Source organism: Arthrobacter sp. Soil_N43 (assembly GCF_057655195.1).
Genome location: NZ_JBDGML010000064.1, coordinates 1 through 14,355 on the forward strand (window position 1 = coordinate 1; position 14,355 = coordinate 14,355).

At 64.4% G+C, this 14,355-nt stretch carries 17 protein-coding genes and 1 tRNA gene; 8 read left to right on the forward strand and 10 right to left on the reverse strand.

Annotated elements, in window-relative coordinates; translation table 11 throughout:
• The 8 genes from AC3A3W_RS05750 to AC3A3W_RS05785 all read right to left on the reverse strand — a co-directional run.
• On the reverse strand, positions 1-648 hold a 648-nt coding region (locus AC3A3W_RS05750), incomplete at its 3' end, for an aldehyde dehydrogenase family protein (protein ID WP_487441040.1).
• The gene (locus AC3A3W_RS05755; protein WP_487441042.1) at positions 645-1,889 is read right to left on the reverse strand and encodes an FAD-dependent oxidoreductase; all 1,245 of its coding nucleotides are present in this window, start codon (positions 1,887-1,889) and stop codon (positions 645-647) included. The genes AC3A3W_RS05755 and AC3A3W_RS05750, both read right to left, overlap by 4 nt.
• A 3-nt stretch (positions 1,890-1,892) precedes the next feature.
• Positions 1,893-2,018: a hypothetical protein gene (locus AC3A3W_RS05760; RefSeq protein ID WP_487441043.1), complete on the reverse strand. Its 126-nt coding sequence runs from the start codon at positions 2,016-2,018 to the stop codon at positions 1,893-1,895.
• A 45-nt stretch (positions 2,019-2,063) separates the two neighbouring features.
• Entirely contained in the window at positions 2,064-3,470 is a 1,407-nt protein-coding gene (locus tag AC3A3W_RS05765; protein ID WP_487441045.1) for an NAD(P)/FAD-dependent oxidoreductase, read from the reverse strand.
• Positions 3,471-3,504: 34 nt separating this feature from the next.
• Complete coding sequence (locus AC3A3W_RS05770; RefSeq protein WP_487441046.1) at positions 3,505-4,239, reverse strand: SDR family NAD(P)-dependent oxidoreductase; 735 nt, start codon at positions 4,237-4,239, stop codon at positions 3,505-3,507.
• A gap of 87 nt (positions 4,240-4,326) precedes the next feature.
• Positions 4,327-5,433, reverse strand: coding sequence for an alanine racemase (locus tag AC3A3W_RS05775; RefSeq protein ID WP_487441048.1), 1,107 nt, complete (start codon positions 5,431-5,433; stop codon positions 4,327-4,329).
• A 137-nt stretch (positions 5,434-5,570) separates the two neighbouring features.
• Positions 5,571-6,056 carry a RidA family protein gene (locus AC3A3W_RS05780; protein WP_487441050.1) on the reverse strand — a complete coding sequence of 162 codons (486 nt, stop codon included), beginning with the start codon at positions 6,054-6,056 and terminating at the stop codon, positions 5,571-5,573.
• Between the two features lie 46 nt (positions 6,057-6,102).
• On the reverse strand, positions 6,103-6,795 hold the full coding sequence (locus tag AC3A3W_RS05785; RefSeq protein WP_487441052.1) for a haloacid dehalogenase type II: 693 nt from the start codon (positions 6,793-6,795) through the stop codon (positions 6,103-6,105).
• A gap of 374 nt (positions 6,796-7,169) precedes the next feature.
• Between AC3A3W_RS05785 and AC3A3W_RS05790 the strand changes: the two genes are divergently transcribed.
• Complete coding sequence (locus AC3A3W_RS05790) at positions 7,170-7,241, forward strand: DUF4113 domain-containing protein (protein ID WP_487441099.1); 72 nt, start codon at positions 7,170-7,172, stop codon at positions 7,239-7,241.
• Positions 7,242-7,345: 104 nt separating this feature from the next.
• Here the strand turns inward: AC3A3W_RS05790 and AC3A3W_RS05795 are convergent, their stop codons facing one another.
• The gene (locus AC3A3W_RS05795; protein WP_487441053.1) at positions 7,346-7,987 is read right to left on the reverse strand and encodes an NADPH-dependent F420 reductase; all 642 of its coding nucleotides are present in this window, start codon (positions 7,985-7,987) and stop codon (positions 7,346-7,348) included.
• Positions 7,988-8,065: 78 nt separating this feature from the next.
• Between AC3A3W_RS05795 and AC3A3W_RS05800 the strand changes: the two genes are divergently transcribed.
• Both AC3A3W_RS05800 and AC3A3W_RS05805 read left to right on the forward strand, forming a co-directional pair.
• Positions 8,066-8,401 carry a putative quinol monooxygenase gene (locus AC3A3W_RS05800; RefSeq protein ID WP_487441054.1) on the forward strand — a complete coding sequence of 112 codons (336 nt, stop codon included), beginning with the start codon at positions 8,066-8,068 and terminating at the stop codon, positions 8,399-8,401.
• A gap of 79 nt (positions 8,402-8,480) precedes the next feature.
• A complete protein-coding gene (locus AC3A3W_RS05805; RefSeq protein ID WP_487441055.1) occupies positions 8,481-8,639 on the forward strand; it encodes a hypothetical protein in 159 nt (52 codons plus the stop codon).
• 23 nt (positions 8,640-8,662) lie between these two features.
• Here the strand turns inward: AC3A3W_RS05805 and AC3A3W_RS05810 are convergent, their stop codons facing one another.
• Positions 8,663-9,145, reverse strand: a complete 483-nt coding sequence (locus AC3A3W_RS05810) for a MarR family winged helix-turn-helix transcriptional regulator (protein WP_487441101.1) — start codon at positions 9,143-9,145, stop codon at positions 8,663-8,665.
• 96 nt (positions 9,146-9,241) lie between these two features.
• Between AC3A3W_RS05810 and bcp the strand changes: the two genes are divergently transcribed.
• From bcp to AC3A3W_RS05835, 5 genes are all read left to right on the forward strand, one after another.
• Entirely contained in the window at positions 9,242-9,739 is a 498-nt protein-coding gene (gene bcp, locus AC3A3W_RS05815; protein ID WP_487441056.1) for a thioredoxin-dependent thiol peroxidase, read from the forward strand.
• A gap of 116 nt (positions 9,740-9,855) precedes the next feature.
• Positions 9,856-9,937: transfer RNA gene (locus AC3A3W_RS05820), tRNA-Leu, on the forward strand.
• A gap of 266 nt (positions 9,938-10,203) precedes the next feature.
• On the forward strand, positions 10,204-10,878 hold the full coding sequence (locus AC3A3W_RS05825) for a fasciclin domain-containing protein (RefSeq protein ID WP_487441058.1): 675 nt from the start codon (positions 10,204-10,206) through the stop codon (positions 10,876-10,878).
• Positions 10,879-11,083: 205 nt separating this feature from the next.
• Positions 11,084-12,748, forward strand: a complete 1,665-nt coding sequence (locus AC3A3W_RS05830; protein ID WP_487441059.1) for an ABC transporter substrate-binding protein — start codon at positions 11,084-11,086, stop codon at positions 12,746-12,748.
• Between the two features lie 78 nt (positions 12,749-12,826).
• Positions 12,827-14,332, forward strand: a complete 1,506-nt coding sequence (locus AC3A3W_RS05835) for a malate:quinone oxidoreductase (RefSeq protein WP_487441061.1) — start codon at positions 12,827-12,829, stop codon at positions 14,330-14,332.
• The last annotated feature ends 23 nt before the right edge of the window (positions 14,333-14,355 follow it).

Consider the following 14,355-nt stretch of genomic DNA (forward strand, 5'->3'; position numbering starts at 1 on the left):
GGAGGCGCTGGAGGTGGTGACCACGTTCAGGACGCCGTCGGGAAGGCCTGCCTCCCGGAAGATCTGCACCAAGGCAAGGGACGTCAGCGGTGTCAGCTCGGCGGGCTTGAAGACCATGGTGCAGCCCGCGGCGACGGCAGGAGCGATCTTGCGGGCGCCCATGGCCAGCGGAAAGTTCCACGGCGTGACCAGCACGCACGGACCGACCGGCTCCTTGGTGATCATGATCCGGGTGTTGCCGTCCACGGAGGTGGCGTGATCGCCGCCAATGCGGACAGCTTCCTCCGAGAACCAGCGGAGCATCTCAGCGCCGTAGGCCACTTCGCCCTTTGCCTCGGCCAGGGGCTTGCCCATCTCGGCGGTCATGATCGCGGCGAGCCGGTCCGTGTTGGCAATAACCAGCTCAAAGGCGCGCCGCAGAATGTCGGCCCGTTCACGGGGAGTGGACTTTCCCCACTCCGCCTGGGCCCGGCCGGCGGCCACGATGGCCCGTGCTGCGTCTTCGGGCCCGCCGTCAGCCACGTGGGCGATGATTTCATTCGTGGCCGGGTTCTCGACTGGGAAGGTAGCTGAACTGGTTGCCTTCTGCCAAGCACCGTCGATGAACAGGTCAGTGTGAAGAAGGGTGGGGTCAAATGAAGTGGTCATGTCGCTCTTTCAGTAGTAATGGAAGAGGATTTATCGCCCCGGTGCGGTCCCGCCGCACTTGCAACGCTTTGCGATGCCAGACGCATAGTTCTGGCTGACGGAGTGGTCTGGCTCGCCTTGAACCGCTCAGGGCGCACGAATTCCAGGCCTTCGAGTGACTGTTTGCCGAGCGCTTCCTGTGCGGCGATTTGGCCGTACCCGGTGGCATTTTTGAATCCGCCGCCGGAGAAGCCTGTGGCGCCGTAAATCCTGCTTGACTCGCTGAACCAACCCAGTAGAGGGTTCCGGTCCGTGGTGTAGAGGTCCGGGAAGGCATCGGAGCGGACGATCGTCGGAATGAGGCCGGGGATGAATTCCGAGACCGTTTCGATGGTCTCGGCGATTTCGGCTGTTGAGAGCTCCCTGGGGAAACTGTCGGGGTCCGGTGCTACTGTGCCGCGGCCGTCGAGGGTGGCTTTGACTGTGACCCCGTCGACGGCGGGTGCCCCATACATGGATCGGTCCTCGTACATCCGGTTGAACGTGGGGAACTTTTCCGGGGTGAACTGGGCTGCGTCGTGGGCAACAAACCAGGTCAGGAAGACGCGCTTTGTCTGCGTTGCGGCTTTGAGGTAGTTGGGCATCAGACGCCGGGACCAGCCTCCAGAGGAGACGATGACGTTCTCGAAGGTCCAGGAGGTGTCTCCGGAGGTGATGACAACGCCGTCTTCGGTTTCGGTGATGCTGTCGATCGGGGTGTTGGTGTGGACAGTTGCGCCGTTGGCCTCCGCCGCAGCGACGGCGGCTGTGACCGCACGGTCGGTGCGCAGGACCCCGGCGTTCGGGTCATAGACGGCGCAGTCATCCGGGCGGAGGTTGTGCTGTGGGTAGCGTTCTGCCATCTCTTCGCGGCTGAGAATCTCATGGGCAGCCCCGTTGGCTCGGGCGGTTTCCAGGAGGCTGCGGATGTAGGGGCCGTCGGCGGTGCCAATGGACAGGCCGCCGCAGCGTGTGAGGATGTGCTGTCCGGTTTCTGCTTCCAGTTCACCCCAGAGATCACGTGAGCGTTCCAGAATGGGGTAGAGGTCAGGTACTCCACGGTAGATCATCCGAAATAGCCTGGTATCGCCGCCCACGGCACTTCGGCCGTGAGCAGGTGACTGCGCCTCGAATCCGGTGACGGAGTCGGTCAGGCGCGATGCCTGCCAGAGCGCCATGCTTCCGATGCTGCCCAGGCCTATGACAGCCAGTTTTCCGTCCATGGCCTACAGCACCTTTTCCGGGAGCGTCTGGGTCCTGGCTTCCTTGGGATTGGCCACGATCCACCTGGCATCACCGCGCTCCATCACGAGCCCCGCAGCTGCCGTCTGGATCTTATTGATGGTTTTCATGGCGCTTCCCTTCAAGCGGGTAGTGGTGAAAGTTTGGTTGGTGAATTACTCGTGTAGTCCGGCGAGCCTGCTGCCGAATTTTGCCAAGAGTGAGGTCTTGGTGGAGTCCCTGCGCTCTTCCCATTGGTCGGCAATGCCGAAGAGCCGGTACATGCCGTGGACACCGAGCCAGCGGAGGGGTTCGGGTTCCCACTTCCGTGCGCGGTAGCCGACCCAGGGAAGCGTCGTCCGTTCAGTTTCCTTCTCGAAGGCCAGTTCCGCGAGGGTTCGGCCGCCGACGTAGGCTGCGGTGACGCCGTGTCCCGCATAGCCGGTGGACGATCCGCTCCCGGATGCCTGGTCCCAGCGCACGCCGCCGTTCCAGTCACGGGTGACGCCCAGGACTCCGGACCAGGCGTGGTCCACTTCGAAGGGGATGCCGGGGAAGAAGGAGCGGAGCTTTGTGGAGATCAGGTCAATGGTGGACTGGGGTGTTGAACCGGCGCCTCCTGTGCCGGAGCCGTAGCGGTAGGGCTTACCGCGGCCGCCTATGGCGATGCGGCCGTCCGCTGTTCGCTGCGAATAGATGAAGGTGTGTGCGGAGTCGTTAAGGCACTGGGGCCCGTTCCAGCCGATCTGCTCCCACGCTTCTTCGGACAGCGTCTTGGTCACGATCATCGAGGAATTGATCGGTATCAGGGTCCTGCTGCCAAGCAGCTGTCCGGAATACCCTTCGGTGCAGACGAACGTTTTGGCAGCGGTCACTTGTCCGTTGGCCAGTTTTAGGGTCTTGCCGTCGATGCTGTCCACCCGGCTGCCCTCGTAGATGGTGACCCCCATGGAGGCCAGGGTGTCGGCGAGGCCGTAGACGAGTTTCGCCGGATGAATACGGGCGCAGTGTTTGTAGAAGAGCCCGCCGTGGACGGTGGAGATGTTGATCTTGCTCTGGAACTCGTCCCGGTCCAGCAGGTGGACATCGTCTTCGGTCAGCCCGTACTTCCAGTCGGCGTCACACCTGCTCACCAGCCGGCCCAGCCCCGCCCTGGTGTGGGCGGCGACGAGCGCACCGCCCTTGTTCTGATCCGCGTCAATGCCCTCGGCCTGGAGAATATCCAGGACCGATTCAACGCCGGCGACAAACTCCTGCTGCAAGGCCCGGCTCGCGGCCAGCCCTCCGCCGGACGCGCGGGCGAACGTGGCCCGGTTTCCCGGGGGCATCGCCGAGAGCCAGCCGCCGTTCCGTCCGGAAGCGCCGTAGCCAATCTGTTCTGCCTCAAACACCGCGACCTTGAGTGAGGGTTCGAGTTTCTTGGCGAAGTAGGCCGCCCAGAGGCCGGTGTAGCCGGCGCCGATGATTGCCAGGTCTACAGAATCCTGACCGGTGAAGCGGGGGTAGGTTTGCCTGCTGTCCGCGAGTCCGGCCATCCAGAAGCCGAGCTCGCCGTTTCGGGGTGTTGCCGCAAGGGCTGTCATAGTGTCCTTCTTTGTCTGGGAACCGTTGAGGTGTTCAGGCTGCGGTGTATCCGCCGTCGACGGGCAGGACCGCCCCGGTGATGTAGGACGATTCCTTCGAGGCCATGAAGAGGATGGCGTCGGCGATCTCCTCAGGGGTGGCCAGGCGCTGGAGCGGGATCTGGCCCTCGCGCTGGGCGCGGTAGGCCTCGGGGTCTTCCCTGCGCTGGAACGATGCTTCGATGACCGGGGTGGCGGTCAACCCTGGTGCGACGACGTTGACGCGGATGTTGCGTGATGCCCATTCGATCGCCGCGCCCTTCGCGAGCATGATCAGGCCGCCCTTGGCCGCGGAGTACAGGACTTCATCGGGCTTGCCGACCATGCCCAGCCGTGAGCTGACGAGAACGAACGAGCCCCCCGTGGCGGGCATCAGCGGAGCGAAGTGCTTCATCACCAGGAAGGAGCTGAGCAGGTTGCTGTGGAGCACGTTTTTCGCGTCCTCGTAGGCCATCTCCGTGAGCGGGCCGCTGACCTGCAGGCCGTGGTTGAGGACGACGACGTCGACGGTGCCGAAGGACTCGGCGGCCTGCCGGGCGAGGCTTTCGACGAACGCCTCGTCATTAAGGTCTCCCGGGACGTATACGTCGTCGGGCTGGGCGCTGTTGAGGTGCTCCCTGCGGCCGGTGAGCAGCAGCCGCGCGCCCTCGCGGCGGAAGTGGGAACATACTGCTTCCCCGATTCCACTGTTGGCACCGGTGACCAGGGCCGTCTTCTTATCAAGTCTCATGTCAGTCACTCCATCGTGAGGTAGGTTGCTTTGCGTTGCAGGCGGGGAGACGGAATTCCCGTCCGGGGTCTGTCAGTAAGGGGTCGGTCAGTTGAGGAATCCGCGGGCGTCGACCGGCCACCGTTCCAGCGCCGTGCCCGTGCTGTCGGTGATGATGTATTCCTCGAAATTGACCACCACCGGGCAGACGTGGTTGGGGACCACCGGGAGCACGGTGCCGACGCTCGGGTGGAAGTCTCCGGCGGGCAGCGGGAGGAATCCGTGGTACTCGTTGAGCTTGGACAGGACGGCGGTGGTGCCGGCAATGCTGCCGTAGCCGATCTCGGGGCTGCCCTCGCGGCCAAGGGCTTTGGTGCCGATATCGAGGATGACCTGACCGGGGACCCAGTCGCTGACCACCGTGCCGGCGACGAACAGCGCGATCTGATCCTCCGTGCAGGCGCCGAGCCTGGTGTTGTTCAGGTCGTTGAACACGTACTCGCCGGGCCGGATCTCGGTGATGACGCTGCTTGTGGAGAACTCCACGGTGGGTGTGGAACCAGCGCTGACCACCTCCGCGGTGATCCCGGCTGCGCTAAGGCTGCGCACCGCGGTGGTGAGCGCGGCACCCTGGTCATCGGCGGCACGCTTGCGGGCGTCCGGACCGGCGCTGCCGTGACCCGGGTACGTGAAGACGCCTACTGGAACCAGGCCTCGGTTGCGGGCGGCGAGAGCGAGGTCGCCGGCGGCCTCGGGAGGAGCTCCGGAACGGCGGGCACCACAGTCGACCTCAATCACGACCTGCAGCCGGTCCGGTTCTGGGCCCATCGCGTCGGCGAGGGCATTGATCGCCGCGACGTTATCGACGCCGACCCGCAGCCGAATGGTTTCAGCCAGTTTGCGGATCCGCGGCCCTTTTGTTCCCGAGGACCAGATCGGGTAGGCGAGGAAGATATCGTCGAGCCCAGCGGCCGCGAAGACCTCGGCCTCACCCACGTTGCCTGCAGTGATTCCGACCGCCCCCGCCTTCACCTGGCGCCGGCCGATCTCCACGCACTTGTGCGTCTTAACGTGTGGCCGGACATCGAGGTTGTGCCGGGCGCCGAAGGCCTGCATGCGGTCGATGTTCTCCTGCATCACGTCGACCAGCACGATCGGTGAAGGGGTGTCGATTCGCTCGATGAGACCCTCGAGTGCTCGCTGAATGCGGTTCACGATGTACTCCTCATGATTCTGTCTATGAATGATCGAGGGCAGCGGTGCCGACTTCCTCGAATGCTGAACGTGCGGGACCCGCATCAGCGGGCCCCGCACACCGCCGCCTTGGAACAGCACCGCCGTCGTGCCCGCTGCTAAACGGCCGTGCAGATCATCTGGATCTCCACCGGCGTGTTCAGCGGCAGCCCGGCGACACCGATCGCGGTGCGGGCATGCCGTCCGTTCTCGCCCAATACCTCGATGAGCAATTCACTGGCCGCGTTGGCGACCTGCGACTGCAGTCCGAAATCCGGCGCGCTGGCCACGAAGACCAGCATCTGCACGATCCGGACCTGGTCCAGATCCCCCACAGCCTGTACAGCGGCGGCCAGGCAGTTCAGCGCACAATGGCGCGCGAGTTCCTGCGCCGTCTCCAGGTCCACGTCCCGGCCCACGACGCCCTGGCCCAGCAGCTCACCGTCTTTGAACGGCAGTTGGCCAGCGATGTGGATGCTGGAGTCCACCGCCCGGTGGTCCACGTAGTACGGGTTATCAGCGAGGACGGGCAGACCCAGACCCAGGGCCTCGAGACGAACTGAAGCCGAGGCGCCCATTACGGTTTGAGGTAGTGGCAGACTCATGACGCCACCACTTTGCTGTGCATCACGATTACTGTACTCAGGCCTACTAGGCAGCGGGACGCGGGAGGCCGAAGAGGACGGGGAGGTCGGCGATGTCGGTGATCCGCTCGTAGCCGAGCCAGTGCTCGTCGTGTTCGAAGCCGCGGTCGACATACACCTTGTTCTTGATGCCCATGATGGCCGCGGAGCGGTGGTCGTACATCGGGCTCGCAGAGACGTGCACGATCTCATCCGGTGTCACGCCAAGCTTGTCGAACATGTACTCAAACGCACCGAGCCGCGGCTTGTAGGTGCCCATTTCCTCGGCGCTGATGACAACGTCGAAGGGGGCCTTCAGGTTCGCTGAAAGGCGCGCAGCATCCGCGGTGTCGCTGTTGGTGATGATGACCAGCGGGACTTCCTCGGCCAGGCGGTTCAGTGCCTCAGTCACACCCGGGTACGGGCCCCAGGTGGGAAGAATCTCGTAGACCGCCTGAGCGTCGGCTTCACGATACTCCAAGCCGAGCCTGCGCGAGGCGCGTTCCATGGAGTTGGCGATGATCTGGCGGAACGGCTTGTAATCGCCCATGCACTCATCGATCCGGTAGGCCTTGGTGGCCTGCAGGTACTCATCGGCGATCTCGCCCGGCAGCCGGTCGCCCAGGACTTCACGGGTCGCGTCGGCAATGGCGAACTTGATCAGTGTTCCGTTCATGTCGAACGTAACGAACTTGGGCTTGGTTTCGAATTCGAATGCCATTTGATCCTCCAATAAATCGCTTCGTCGATTGTCGACGAGACAAGGTCGTTGTTGCTGTCGATTGTCGACGATACTCTTCCTGTTTGTCGATTGTCAACGATTATCGGAATCTCGATCCAAGAAAACACCGACGAGCTACCAACAGTCGGTTCTGCATCTGGCGTTCGGGGCGGCTCTCCGGGACTGACTGCGGTGCCTTTCGTTACGTCAGCAGTAGAACTGCTGGGCCGCTACTCTGCCTGACTGGAGGCCTACGGCGTCCACGAGGCCTTCCTCGGAGTCAAAGGCACCCCGGAGGAACTCCTGGCCCTGGGACGGACGATGATAGGCCAAGCACAACCCCGTGTTCGGTGGAAACCGGGCTGGACTGCACCATGCGGCGGGACATGCTCTCCCCCCGCTACACCGCCCACTGGGACGAGCTCCCTCTCGTCAAGACCGCCTAACCCCGCCCGCGCCCGCACGGTGGAGACATCGCGGGAAGGAACGCGGACGGCGGCGGGAACTTCCCGCCGTCGTCCGCGTTCTTTCGGCTGTTGACCCGCAGCGCCTAGATGGTCCGCGTTGCCCGCGCCAGATTCTCCTTGAGCTCGGCGGCGTTCTGGCGGATGACGTAGGCCGGGCGGTCGCGCTCAACACGCCAGCTCTCGGACAGCGGCCCGATGTTGACGGTGTCGAAGCCAAACTCGTCGTACAGCTCGGTCACCAAATCGCTGGCGTCGAGGTAGTCACTGGCTGTGGCGAGTGCCCGCCGGTTCTCCGTGCCGGAAGGGGCGCCGTCGGTGGTGATTTCCCTGGCCATGATGTGGTTGAAGCCCTTGGCGACCTTGGACGTGGGCAGGCGTTTCTGCAGCAGCCCCGACGTGGTTTCTTCACCGTTGTCGAGGGCCGGGAACCGGCCGTCGCGTTCCCAGTAGTAGTTGTTGGTGTCGATCACGATCTTCCCCGACAGAGGCTCGACGGGAAGGTCGCCGATGCTCTTGAGGGGAACGGTGACGACGGCGAAATCACCCGCCGCTGCCGCCTCGGCCGGCGTCGTGGCCCGTGCCCGCGGCCCCAGCTCCGCAACGAGGCCTGCCAGGGTTTCCGGACCCCGGGAATTGCTGATCACTACGTCATAGCCGAGTTCCACCGCCTGGCGGGCAATCTGGCTTCCAATGTGTCCTGCACCGATGATTCCGATTGTTGTCATGTCCGGGCCAACAGCAACCCGGCCGGGGTTATTTCGAACGTTACGCAATACTGCAGGAGTGCTGGGTTAGCGTGGACCATGACCTTTGCGAATGTGGGAAGCCTCGGGACGAAACCCGGCCAGCGTGACGCCGTAGTGAGCATCCTGCTCCGGCCCATGCCTGAGCTGCGGGATGCCGGATGCCTGCTCTATGAAGTGGGCATCAACGACGACCAGCCGGACAACGTGTATGTCTGCGAGCTCTGGGAATCCCCCGAAGCCCACCAGGCCTCCCTGCAGTTGCCCAGCGTCCAGGGCGCCATCCAGGACGCAAGGCCTCTTCTGTCCGGCGAGATGGGCGGCAGCCAGTTCACGGTTCTTGGCTCCCCGATTGCCGGGCCCCGAGCCCGGCACAGCCGAGTGGATGAGGCCTAGCCGCCAGCCCTAAGCGAAGCTGCCGGTCCGGCGCGTGTCCTTCCCCGCCGGGACGGCCGGTCTCGCATATCTTCTTGGTATGGATGAGGAACACCCCGGCGAGTTGACCGGGCAGATATCGATCAATGAGCTGCTCATTGCCATGGGCGAAGAGCCGGTGGTCAGCCTGATTGACCTGACCGTTCCGGACGACGCGTCGTCCCTGACGGACGCTCCGCCCACCCTGCCGGGCCTCTGAGCTCAGCGCGGAACCTGACGCCCTCAGTCGAAGGAACGGGCCTCCACCGCAAGGCCTGGGTCAACATCTGAGACGATGGCAGCGGTTGCCGGCGAGGCAAACCGCGTGGCCAGTTCGCGGACCACGGCCTTAAGCTCCTGCCGGAGGACGTCCGGATCGATGGACGCCGCGGCAAGCACGGACCGTTCCATGTCCGCAGCGGCGGCAACGGCTTCATTTCCGCGCTCGGTGAGCGAGACGACATGGCTGCGGCGGTCAGAGGTGCTGCGTTGGCGCACAATGTGGCCGTGAGCCTCAAGCCGGCTGAGCGTTTTCCCCATGGTTTGGGCCTGGACACGTACCAGCTGGGCCAGCTGCGCCTGCGTCATGGGGCCGTTGTTGTAGAGAACTTCGATGGCAATGACACCGGCATGGGTCAGGCCGATGGCCCCCAGCTTTTCATTCCAGGAGTGTTCAACAAGGCGTGCAGCCGTGGACAAGAGGCGCCCGGTGGGCCAGCGATCCATATCAGGCATACCAACAAGTATAGCCAAGTGTGGATTCGTCCCCGCGCGGGAGCCTTACTAAGCTGAAATGTCTCGCATCAAAACAAGGAGAATACTTTGGCTGAACGACTCAACCCGGGCGACGTCGCTCCGGATTTCACCCTGAAAAATTCCGAGGGAGCAGACATCAGCCTCAGCGATTACCGGGGCCGGCACACCATCGTCTACTTCTATCCTGCGGCCGCCACGCCCGGCTGCACGAAGCAGGCGTGCGACTTCCGGGACAGCCTGGCATCGCTGCAGGCTGCGGGCTACGAAGTCCTGGGGGTCTCCCCCGACCCCGTCAGCAAGCTCGCGGCCTTCGCCGCCAAGGAAGGCCTGACCTTTCCGCTGCTGTCGGACGATTCCCACGCCGTTGCGGAGGCTTACGCAGCATGGGGTGAAAAGAAGAACTACGGCCGCACCTACGAAGGGCTCATCCGCTCCACCGTCGTGGTGGATCCGGACGGCAAGGTGGCCCTGGCCCAGTACAACGTCCGGGCCACCGGCCACGTGGCCAAGCTGCGCCGGGACCTAAAGCTGGATGAAGCGGCCACTGAGCGAAGCGGCAACTGACCCGGCCTGCCGCGGCAGGCAGTGCTGACCGAGGCCCCGCCCGCTGACGGTACAATGGAGGCTGGCGATCGCCGTCGTACGTTTTCTGTTCTTCAGAAGGCGGAAGGCGGAGCCGCGCGCGAGTGGTGAAATTGGCAGACACGCAGGATTTAGGTTCCTGTGCCTTCGGGCGTGGGGGTTCAAGTCCCCCCTTGCGCACAAGAGCAAAGACGATGCTGAACACGGCGGGAGTCCCGGACCATACGGTCCGGGACTCCCGCCGTTTAACCCGCTCCCCCACGTGCCAGCCGCAGACGGCAGCGCCCAAAAAAGTTTCTCGCGGTTACCCATCCGCCGCCGCCCGCCGGCCGAATACCCAGTGAGACACCAACCAAGGGTCGGTGCCCACAGTCGGAATAGGGCCTAGATGCGGGGATCAGAATCGGTTCCTGCGGGCATGATCGGCACAACCAAGGAGAATAAAAATGCAGTCATTCAAGCGCACCACTTTCACCGTCGCAGGCGTCGCAGCTGCAGCCCTGCTGAGCCTCACCGCGTGCGGCGGCTCCGCAACGACGGCACCGAGCTCCTCGCCGGCGGCGGCCGAGCCGTCGGCCTCCAGCATGGCTCCCTCCCCGTCGGCGGCCTCGTCCGCCGCCATGGACCCGGCAGCGAACCTGGCAGGTCCCGGCTGCGCCGCCTACGCCGAGCAGGTCCCCAGCGGTGCAGGATCGGTCTCGGGCATGGCACTTGACCCGGTCGCCGTCGCCGCCTCGAACAACCCGCTCCTGAAGACGCTCACGGCGGCCGTGTCCGGAAAGCTCAACCCGAAGGTTGACCTGGTCGACACCCTGAACGGCAGCGAGTTCACCGTGTTCGCCCCCGTCGACGATGCGTTCGCGAAGGTCGATGCCGCCACGATCGAGACGCTCAAGAAGGACGACGCGCTCCTGAGCAAGATCCTCACCTATCACGTGGTGCCCGGCCAGATCACACCGGACGAGATCGCCGGCACGCACAAGACGGTCCAGGGCGGATCCGTCACGGTGGCCGGCAGCAAGGACGCGCTGAAGGTTGACGGCGCCAACGTGATCTGCGGCGGCGTCCAGACGGCCAACGCCACCGTTTACCTGGTGGACTCGGTGCTGATGCCCAAGTAGCCCCCGCTGAACCCTCCGGCGGATATCTGGGATTCCGCCCGGAACGGAGGCTGTGGCCCGCACCCTCGGGTGCGGGCCACAGCCTTGCCGCGCCCGGGACCCCTGTCCGTCATTTAGACTGGAAAACGGGCCAGCAGACCGCAGCCGCCCATGCCGCAGCCCGGCAGTCCAGCAGCCCAGAGGTGATAATCGAGTGCCCAGCAGTATGACGCGACGCACGGCCATCAAGACCGGCGCAGTCCTCTTGGGCCTGACGCTCACCTCCTGCACCCCGGAAGCGGCCCCGCCGGCGCCGTCGTCCGCGGCACCCACCACCAGGCCTCCGGGCAGCAGCCCCACAGCCACCTTCAACTTCGGCACCGCCGCACCGCCCCTGGGCCTTGACCCGGCACTCGCCAACGACATCGAATCCCAGCGCGTCACGCGCCAGATCCTTGAAGGACTGGTGGGCGTCAACCAGACCACCGGGGAACCGACCCCGCTGCTCGCCACCGAATGGACAGCGTCCCCGGACGGCCGCTCCTACACCTTCACCCTGCGCTCGGGCGTAAAGTTCCACGACGGCTCCCCCTTCAACGCGCAAGCCGTCTGCACCAACTTCGAGCGCTGGTTCAACTTCCCGGCGGCGCTGCGGGAGCAGGCGCCCGGAAGCAGTTTCAAGGGAGTGTTCAAGGAGTACTCGGACCAGCCAAGCCTCTCCGTCTTCAAGGCCTGCACGGCGCTCTCCTCGCTTCTGGTGAGAATTGACCTCACGGAGCGTTTCACCGGATTCCTCCAGGCCCTGACCCTGCCGGCTTTCGCCATTTCCTCCCCCAAGGCTCTGGCTGCCGGGCGGGCCGATATCCTCACCGAGAGGCGCGGCAGCCAGGCGCTGTCCGCCTACGCCACCCATCCGGTCGGCACCGGTCCGTACCGTTTCTCATCCTGGGACAGCACGGGCGTCACCCTGCTCAGCAACAAGGACTACTGGGGCGACCGCGGCGAGATCGGCACCATCAACTTCATCACGTACAACCATCCGCAGACCCGGCTCCAGGCCCTGATTGACGGCAAGATCGACGGCTACGATGCGGTGACGGTGGGAAACTTCGACCAACTCGTCAAGCGCGGAAAGCAGATCATCCAGCGTGACCCGTTCTCGGTCATGTACCTGGGGATGAACCAGGCCATCCCCGTGCTCGAGGACCTCAAGGTCCGGCAGGCCGTGGAACTGGCCATCGACAAGGACACGCTGATCCGCCGGTTCTTCATCGACAACACCGCGCAGGCTTCCCAGTTCGTCCCGCCCAAGCTCAGCGGCTTCAACAACAACGCACCCGGCCTGGGGTACGACCCCGCCCAGGCCAAGGAACTGCTGGCCGAGGCCGGTTACAAGGGCCAGCCGCTCAAGTTCTACTACCCCACGAACGTCACCCGGCCGTACCTCCCCACCCCGGAGAAGGTCTACGCCGAGATCAGTCGGCAGCTCACAGCCGTGGGCTTCAACATCAGGCCGGTTCCCGTGGACTGGGCGGACGGTTACCTGCAGAAGGTGCAGTCCCCGGGAGACCACGCTTTCCACTTGCTCGGCTGGAACGGGTTCTACTCCGACGCGGACAACTTCCTCGGCCCGCTGTTCGGCGAGAAGAACGGCGAATTCGGCTACCAGGACCCCCAGGTCTTCTCCAAGATCGACCGTGCCCGCGGCCTGCCCGACGGCAAGGAACGGACGGAGCAGTATCAGACCATCAACGCCCAGATCGCCGAAACCGTGCCGGCGGTCCCCATCGCGTTCCCCATTTCGGCGTTGGCCCTCTCCGACCGGGTGGTCAGCTACCCGGCGTCGCCGGTCTTAAATGAAGTTTTCACCAAGGTCCAACTAAGGCCTTGACGGACGGGGCCAATTTCAGTTAGTAACCGGCGCGGGATATTCTGTGACAGCCAGAGCCGCTGCTATCGGAGACTGATTGTGACCTTCATTTCCAAGACCCAACATGCCGACGTCGTCCTGATTGGCGGCGGCATCATGAGCGCCACCCTGGGTGCGTTCATCAAGCAGCTCGAACCCAACTGGACCATTTCCCTGTTCGAGCGCCTCGACGAAGTAGGCCTTGAGAGCTCGGGACCCTGGAACAACGCCGGCACCGGACACGCCGCCCTTTGTGAGCTTAACTATTCGCCCGCAGCCAAAGACGGCTCGGTCAACCCCGCCAAGGCACTGCACATCAACGAGCAGTTCCAGCTGTCCCGCCAGTTCTGGTCCCACCTCGTGACCAACTCCCTGATCGGATCCCCCAAGGGCTTCATCAACACCGTCCCGCACATGAGCTTCGTGATCGGCGAGGACAACTCCAACTTCCTCAAGACCCGCTATGCCGCGCTGAAGCAGCACCCGCTGTTCCGCAGCATGGAGTACTCGGAGGACTACGCCCAGATCGGCAAGTGGGCGCCGCTCATCGTCAAGGGCCGCGACCGCAATGAACGCATCGCCGCCACCCGCGCCGCCGAGGGCACCGACGTCGACTTCGGGGCTCTGACCCGCGAGCTGACCACCTACCTGGGCAACAATGGCGTGGAAATCAACTACGGCCATGACGTCTCGGACATCAAAAAAGCGTCCGACGGCGGCTGGGACCTTTCGCTCAAGCACCCGGCTTCCGGGGAACGCGGCAGCATCCACGCCAAGTTCGTGTTTGTCGGCGCCGGCGGCGGCGCCCTGCACCTGCTGCAGGCGTCCGGGATTCCGGAAAGCAAGGGCTACGGCGGATTCCCTGTTTCCGGCCAGTTCTTCCGCTGCACGGACCAGTCCCTCGCCTCCCAGCACAACGCGAAGGTCTACGGCCAGGCCTCGGTCGGCGCCCCGCCCATGTCCGTTCCGCACCTGGACACCCGCTACGTGGGCGGCAAGCGTTCCCTCCTGTTCGGCCCGTACGCAGGGTTCTCCACGAACTTCCTGAAGAACAGCAGCTGGCTGGACCTCCCGTTGTCGATCCGCCCCAGCAACATCGTCCCGATGCTCGCCGTCGCCAAGGACAACATGGACCTCACCGCCTACCTGGTCAAGGAGGTCGCCAAGCGCCACGGAGCCAAGGTCGAGGCGCTCCGCGAGTACTACCCCGAGGCCCAGGACGGCGACTGGGAACTCATCACGGCCGGCCAGCGCGTGCAGATCATCAAGAAGGATCCCAAGAAGGGCGGCATCCTGCAGTTCGGCACCGAAGTGATTGCAGCCCGCGACGGTTCCATTGGTGCGCTGCTCGGCGCGTCACCGGGCGCCTCCACCGCCGTGCCCATCATGATTGAACTCCTGCAGAAGTCCTTCCCCAAGAACTTCAAGGGCTGGCAGTCCAAGCTCAAGGAGATGATGCCGGGCTACGGCGTCAAACTCAACGACAACCCGGAGCTGGCCGCGGAGCTTGAAAAGTCCACGGCCAAGGCACTCCAGCTCGAGGCGGCTCCCGCCGTCAAACGCTAAGACCCTGTCCGGGTTGCGGCAGG

Excerpts from the sequence above, each read along its gene's own strand:
- AC3A3W_RS05805 (WP_487441055.1), top strand. The coding sequence starts at position 8,481 with ATGGATGAGGAACACCCCGGCGAGTTGACCGGGCAGATATCGATCAAT.
- AC3A3W_RS05760 (WP_487441043.1), bottom strand. The coding sequence starts at position 2,018 with ATGAAAACCATCAATAAGATCCAGACGGCAGCTGCGGGGCTCGTGATG.
- AC3A3W_RS05830 (WP_487441059.1), top strand. The coding sequence starts at position 11,084 with ATGACGCGACGCACGGCCATCAAGACCGGCGCAGTCCTCTTGGGCCTG.
- AC3A3W_RS05765 (WP_487441045.1), bottom strand. The coding sequence starts at position 3,470 with ATGACAGCCCTTGCGGCAACACCCCGAAACGGCGAGCTCGGCTTCTGG.
- AC3A3W_RS05795 (WP_487441053.1), bottom strand. The coding sequence starts at position 7,987 with ATGACAACAATCGGAATCATCGGTGCAGGACACATTGGAAGCCAGATT.
- AC3A3W_RS05800 (WP_487441054.1), top strand. The coding sequence starts at position 8,066 with ATGACCTTTGCGAATGTGGGAAGCCTCGGGACGAAACCCGGCCAGCGT.
- AC3A3W_RS05825 (WP_487441058.1), top strand. The coding sequence starts at position 10,204 with ATGCAGTCATTCAAGCGCACCACTTTCACCGTCGCAGGCGTCGCAGCT.
- AC3A3W_RS05770 (WP_487441046.1), bottom strand. The coding sequence starts at position 4,239 with ATGAGACTTGATAAGAAGACGGCCCTGGTCACCGGTGCCAACAGTGGA.
- AC3A3W_RS05810 (WP_487441101.1), bottom strand. The coding sequence starts at position 9,145 with ATGGATCGCTGGCCCACCGGGCGCCTCTTGTCCACGGCTGCACGCCTT.
- AC3A3W_RS05780 (WP_487441050.1), bottom strand. The coding sequence starts at position 6,056 with ATGAGTCTGCCACTACCTCAAACCGTAATGGGCGCCTCGGCTTCAGTT.
- AC3A3W_RS05755 (WP_487441042.1), bottom strand. The coding sequence starts at position 1,889 with ATGGACGGAAAACTGGCTGTCATAGGCCTGGGCAGCATCGGAAGCATG.
- AC3A3W_RS05785 (WP_487441052.1), bottom strand. The coding sequence starts at position 6,795 with ATGGCATTCGAATTCGAAACCAAGCCCAAGTTCGTTACGTTCGACATG.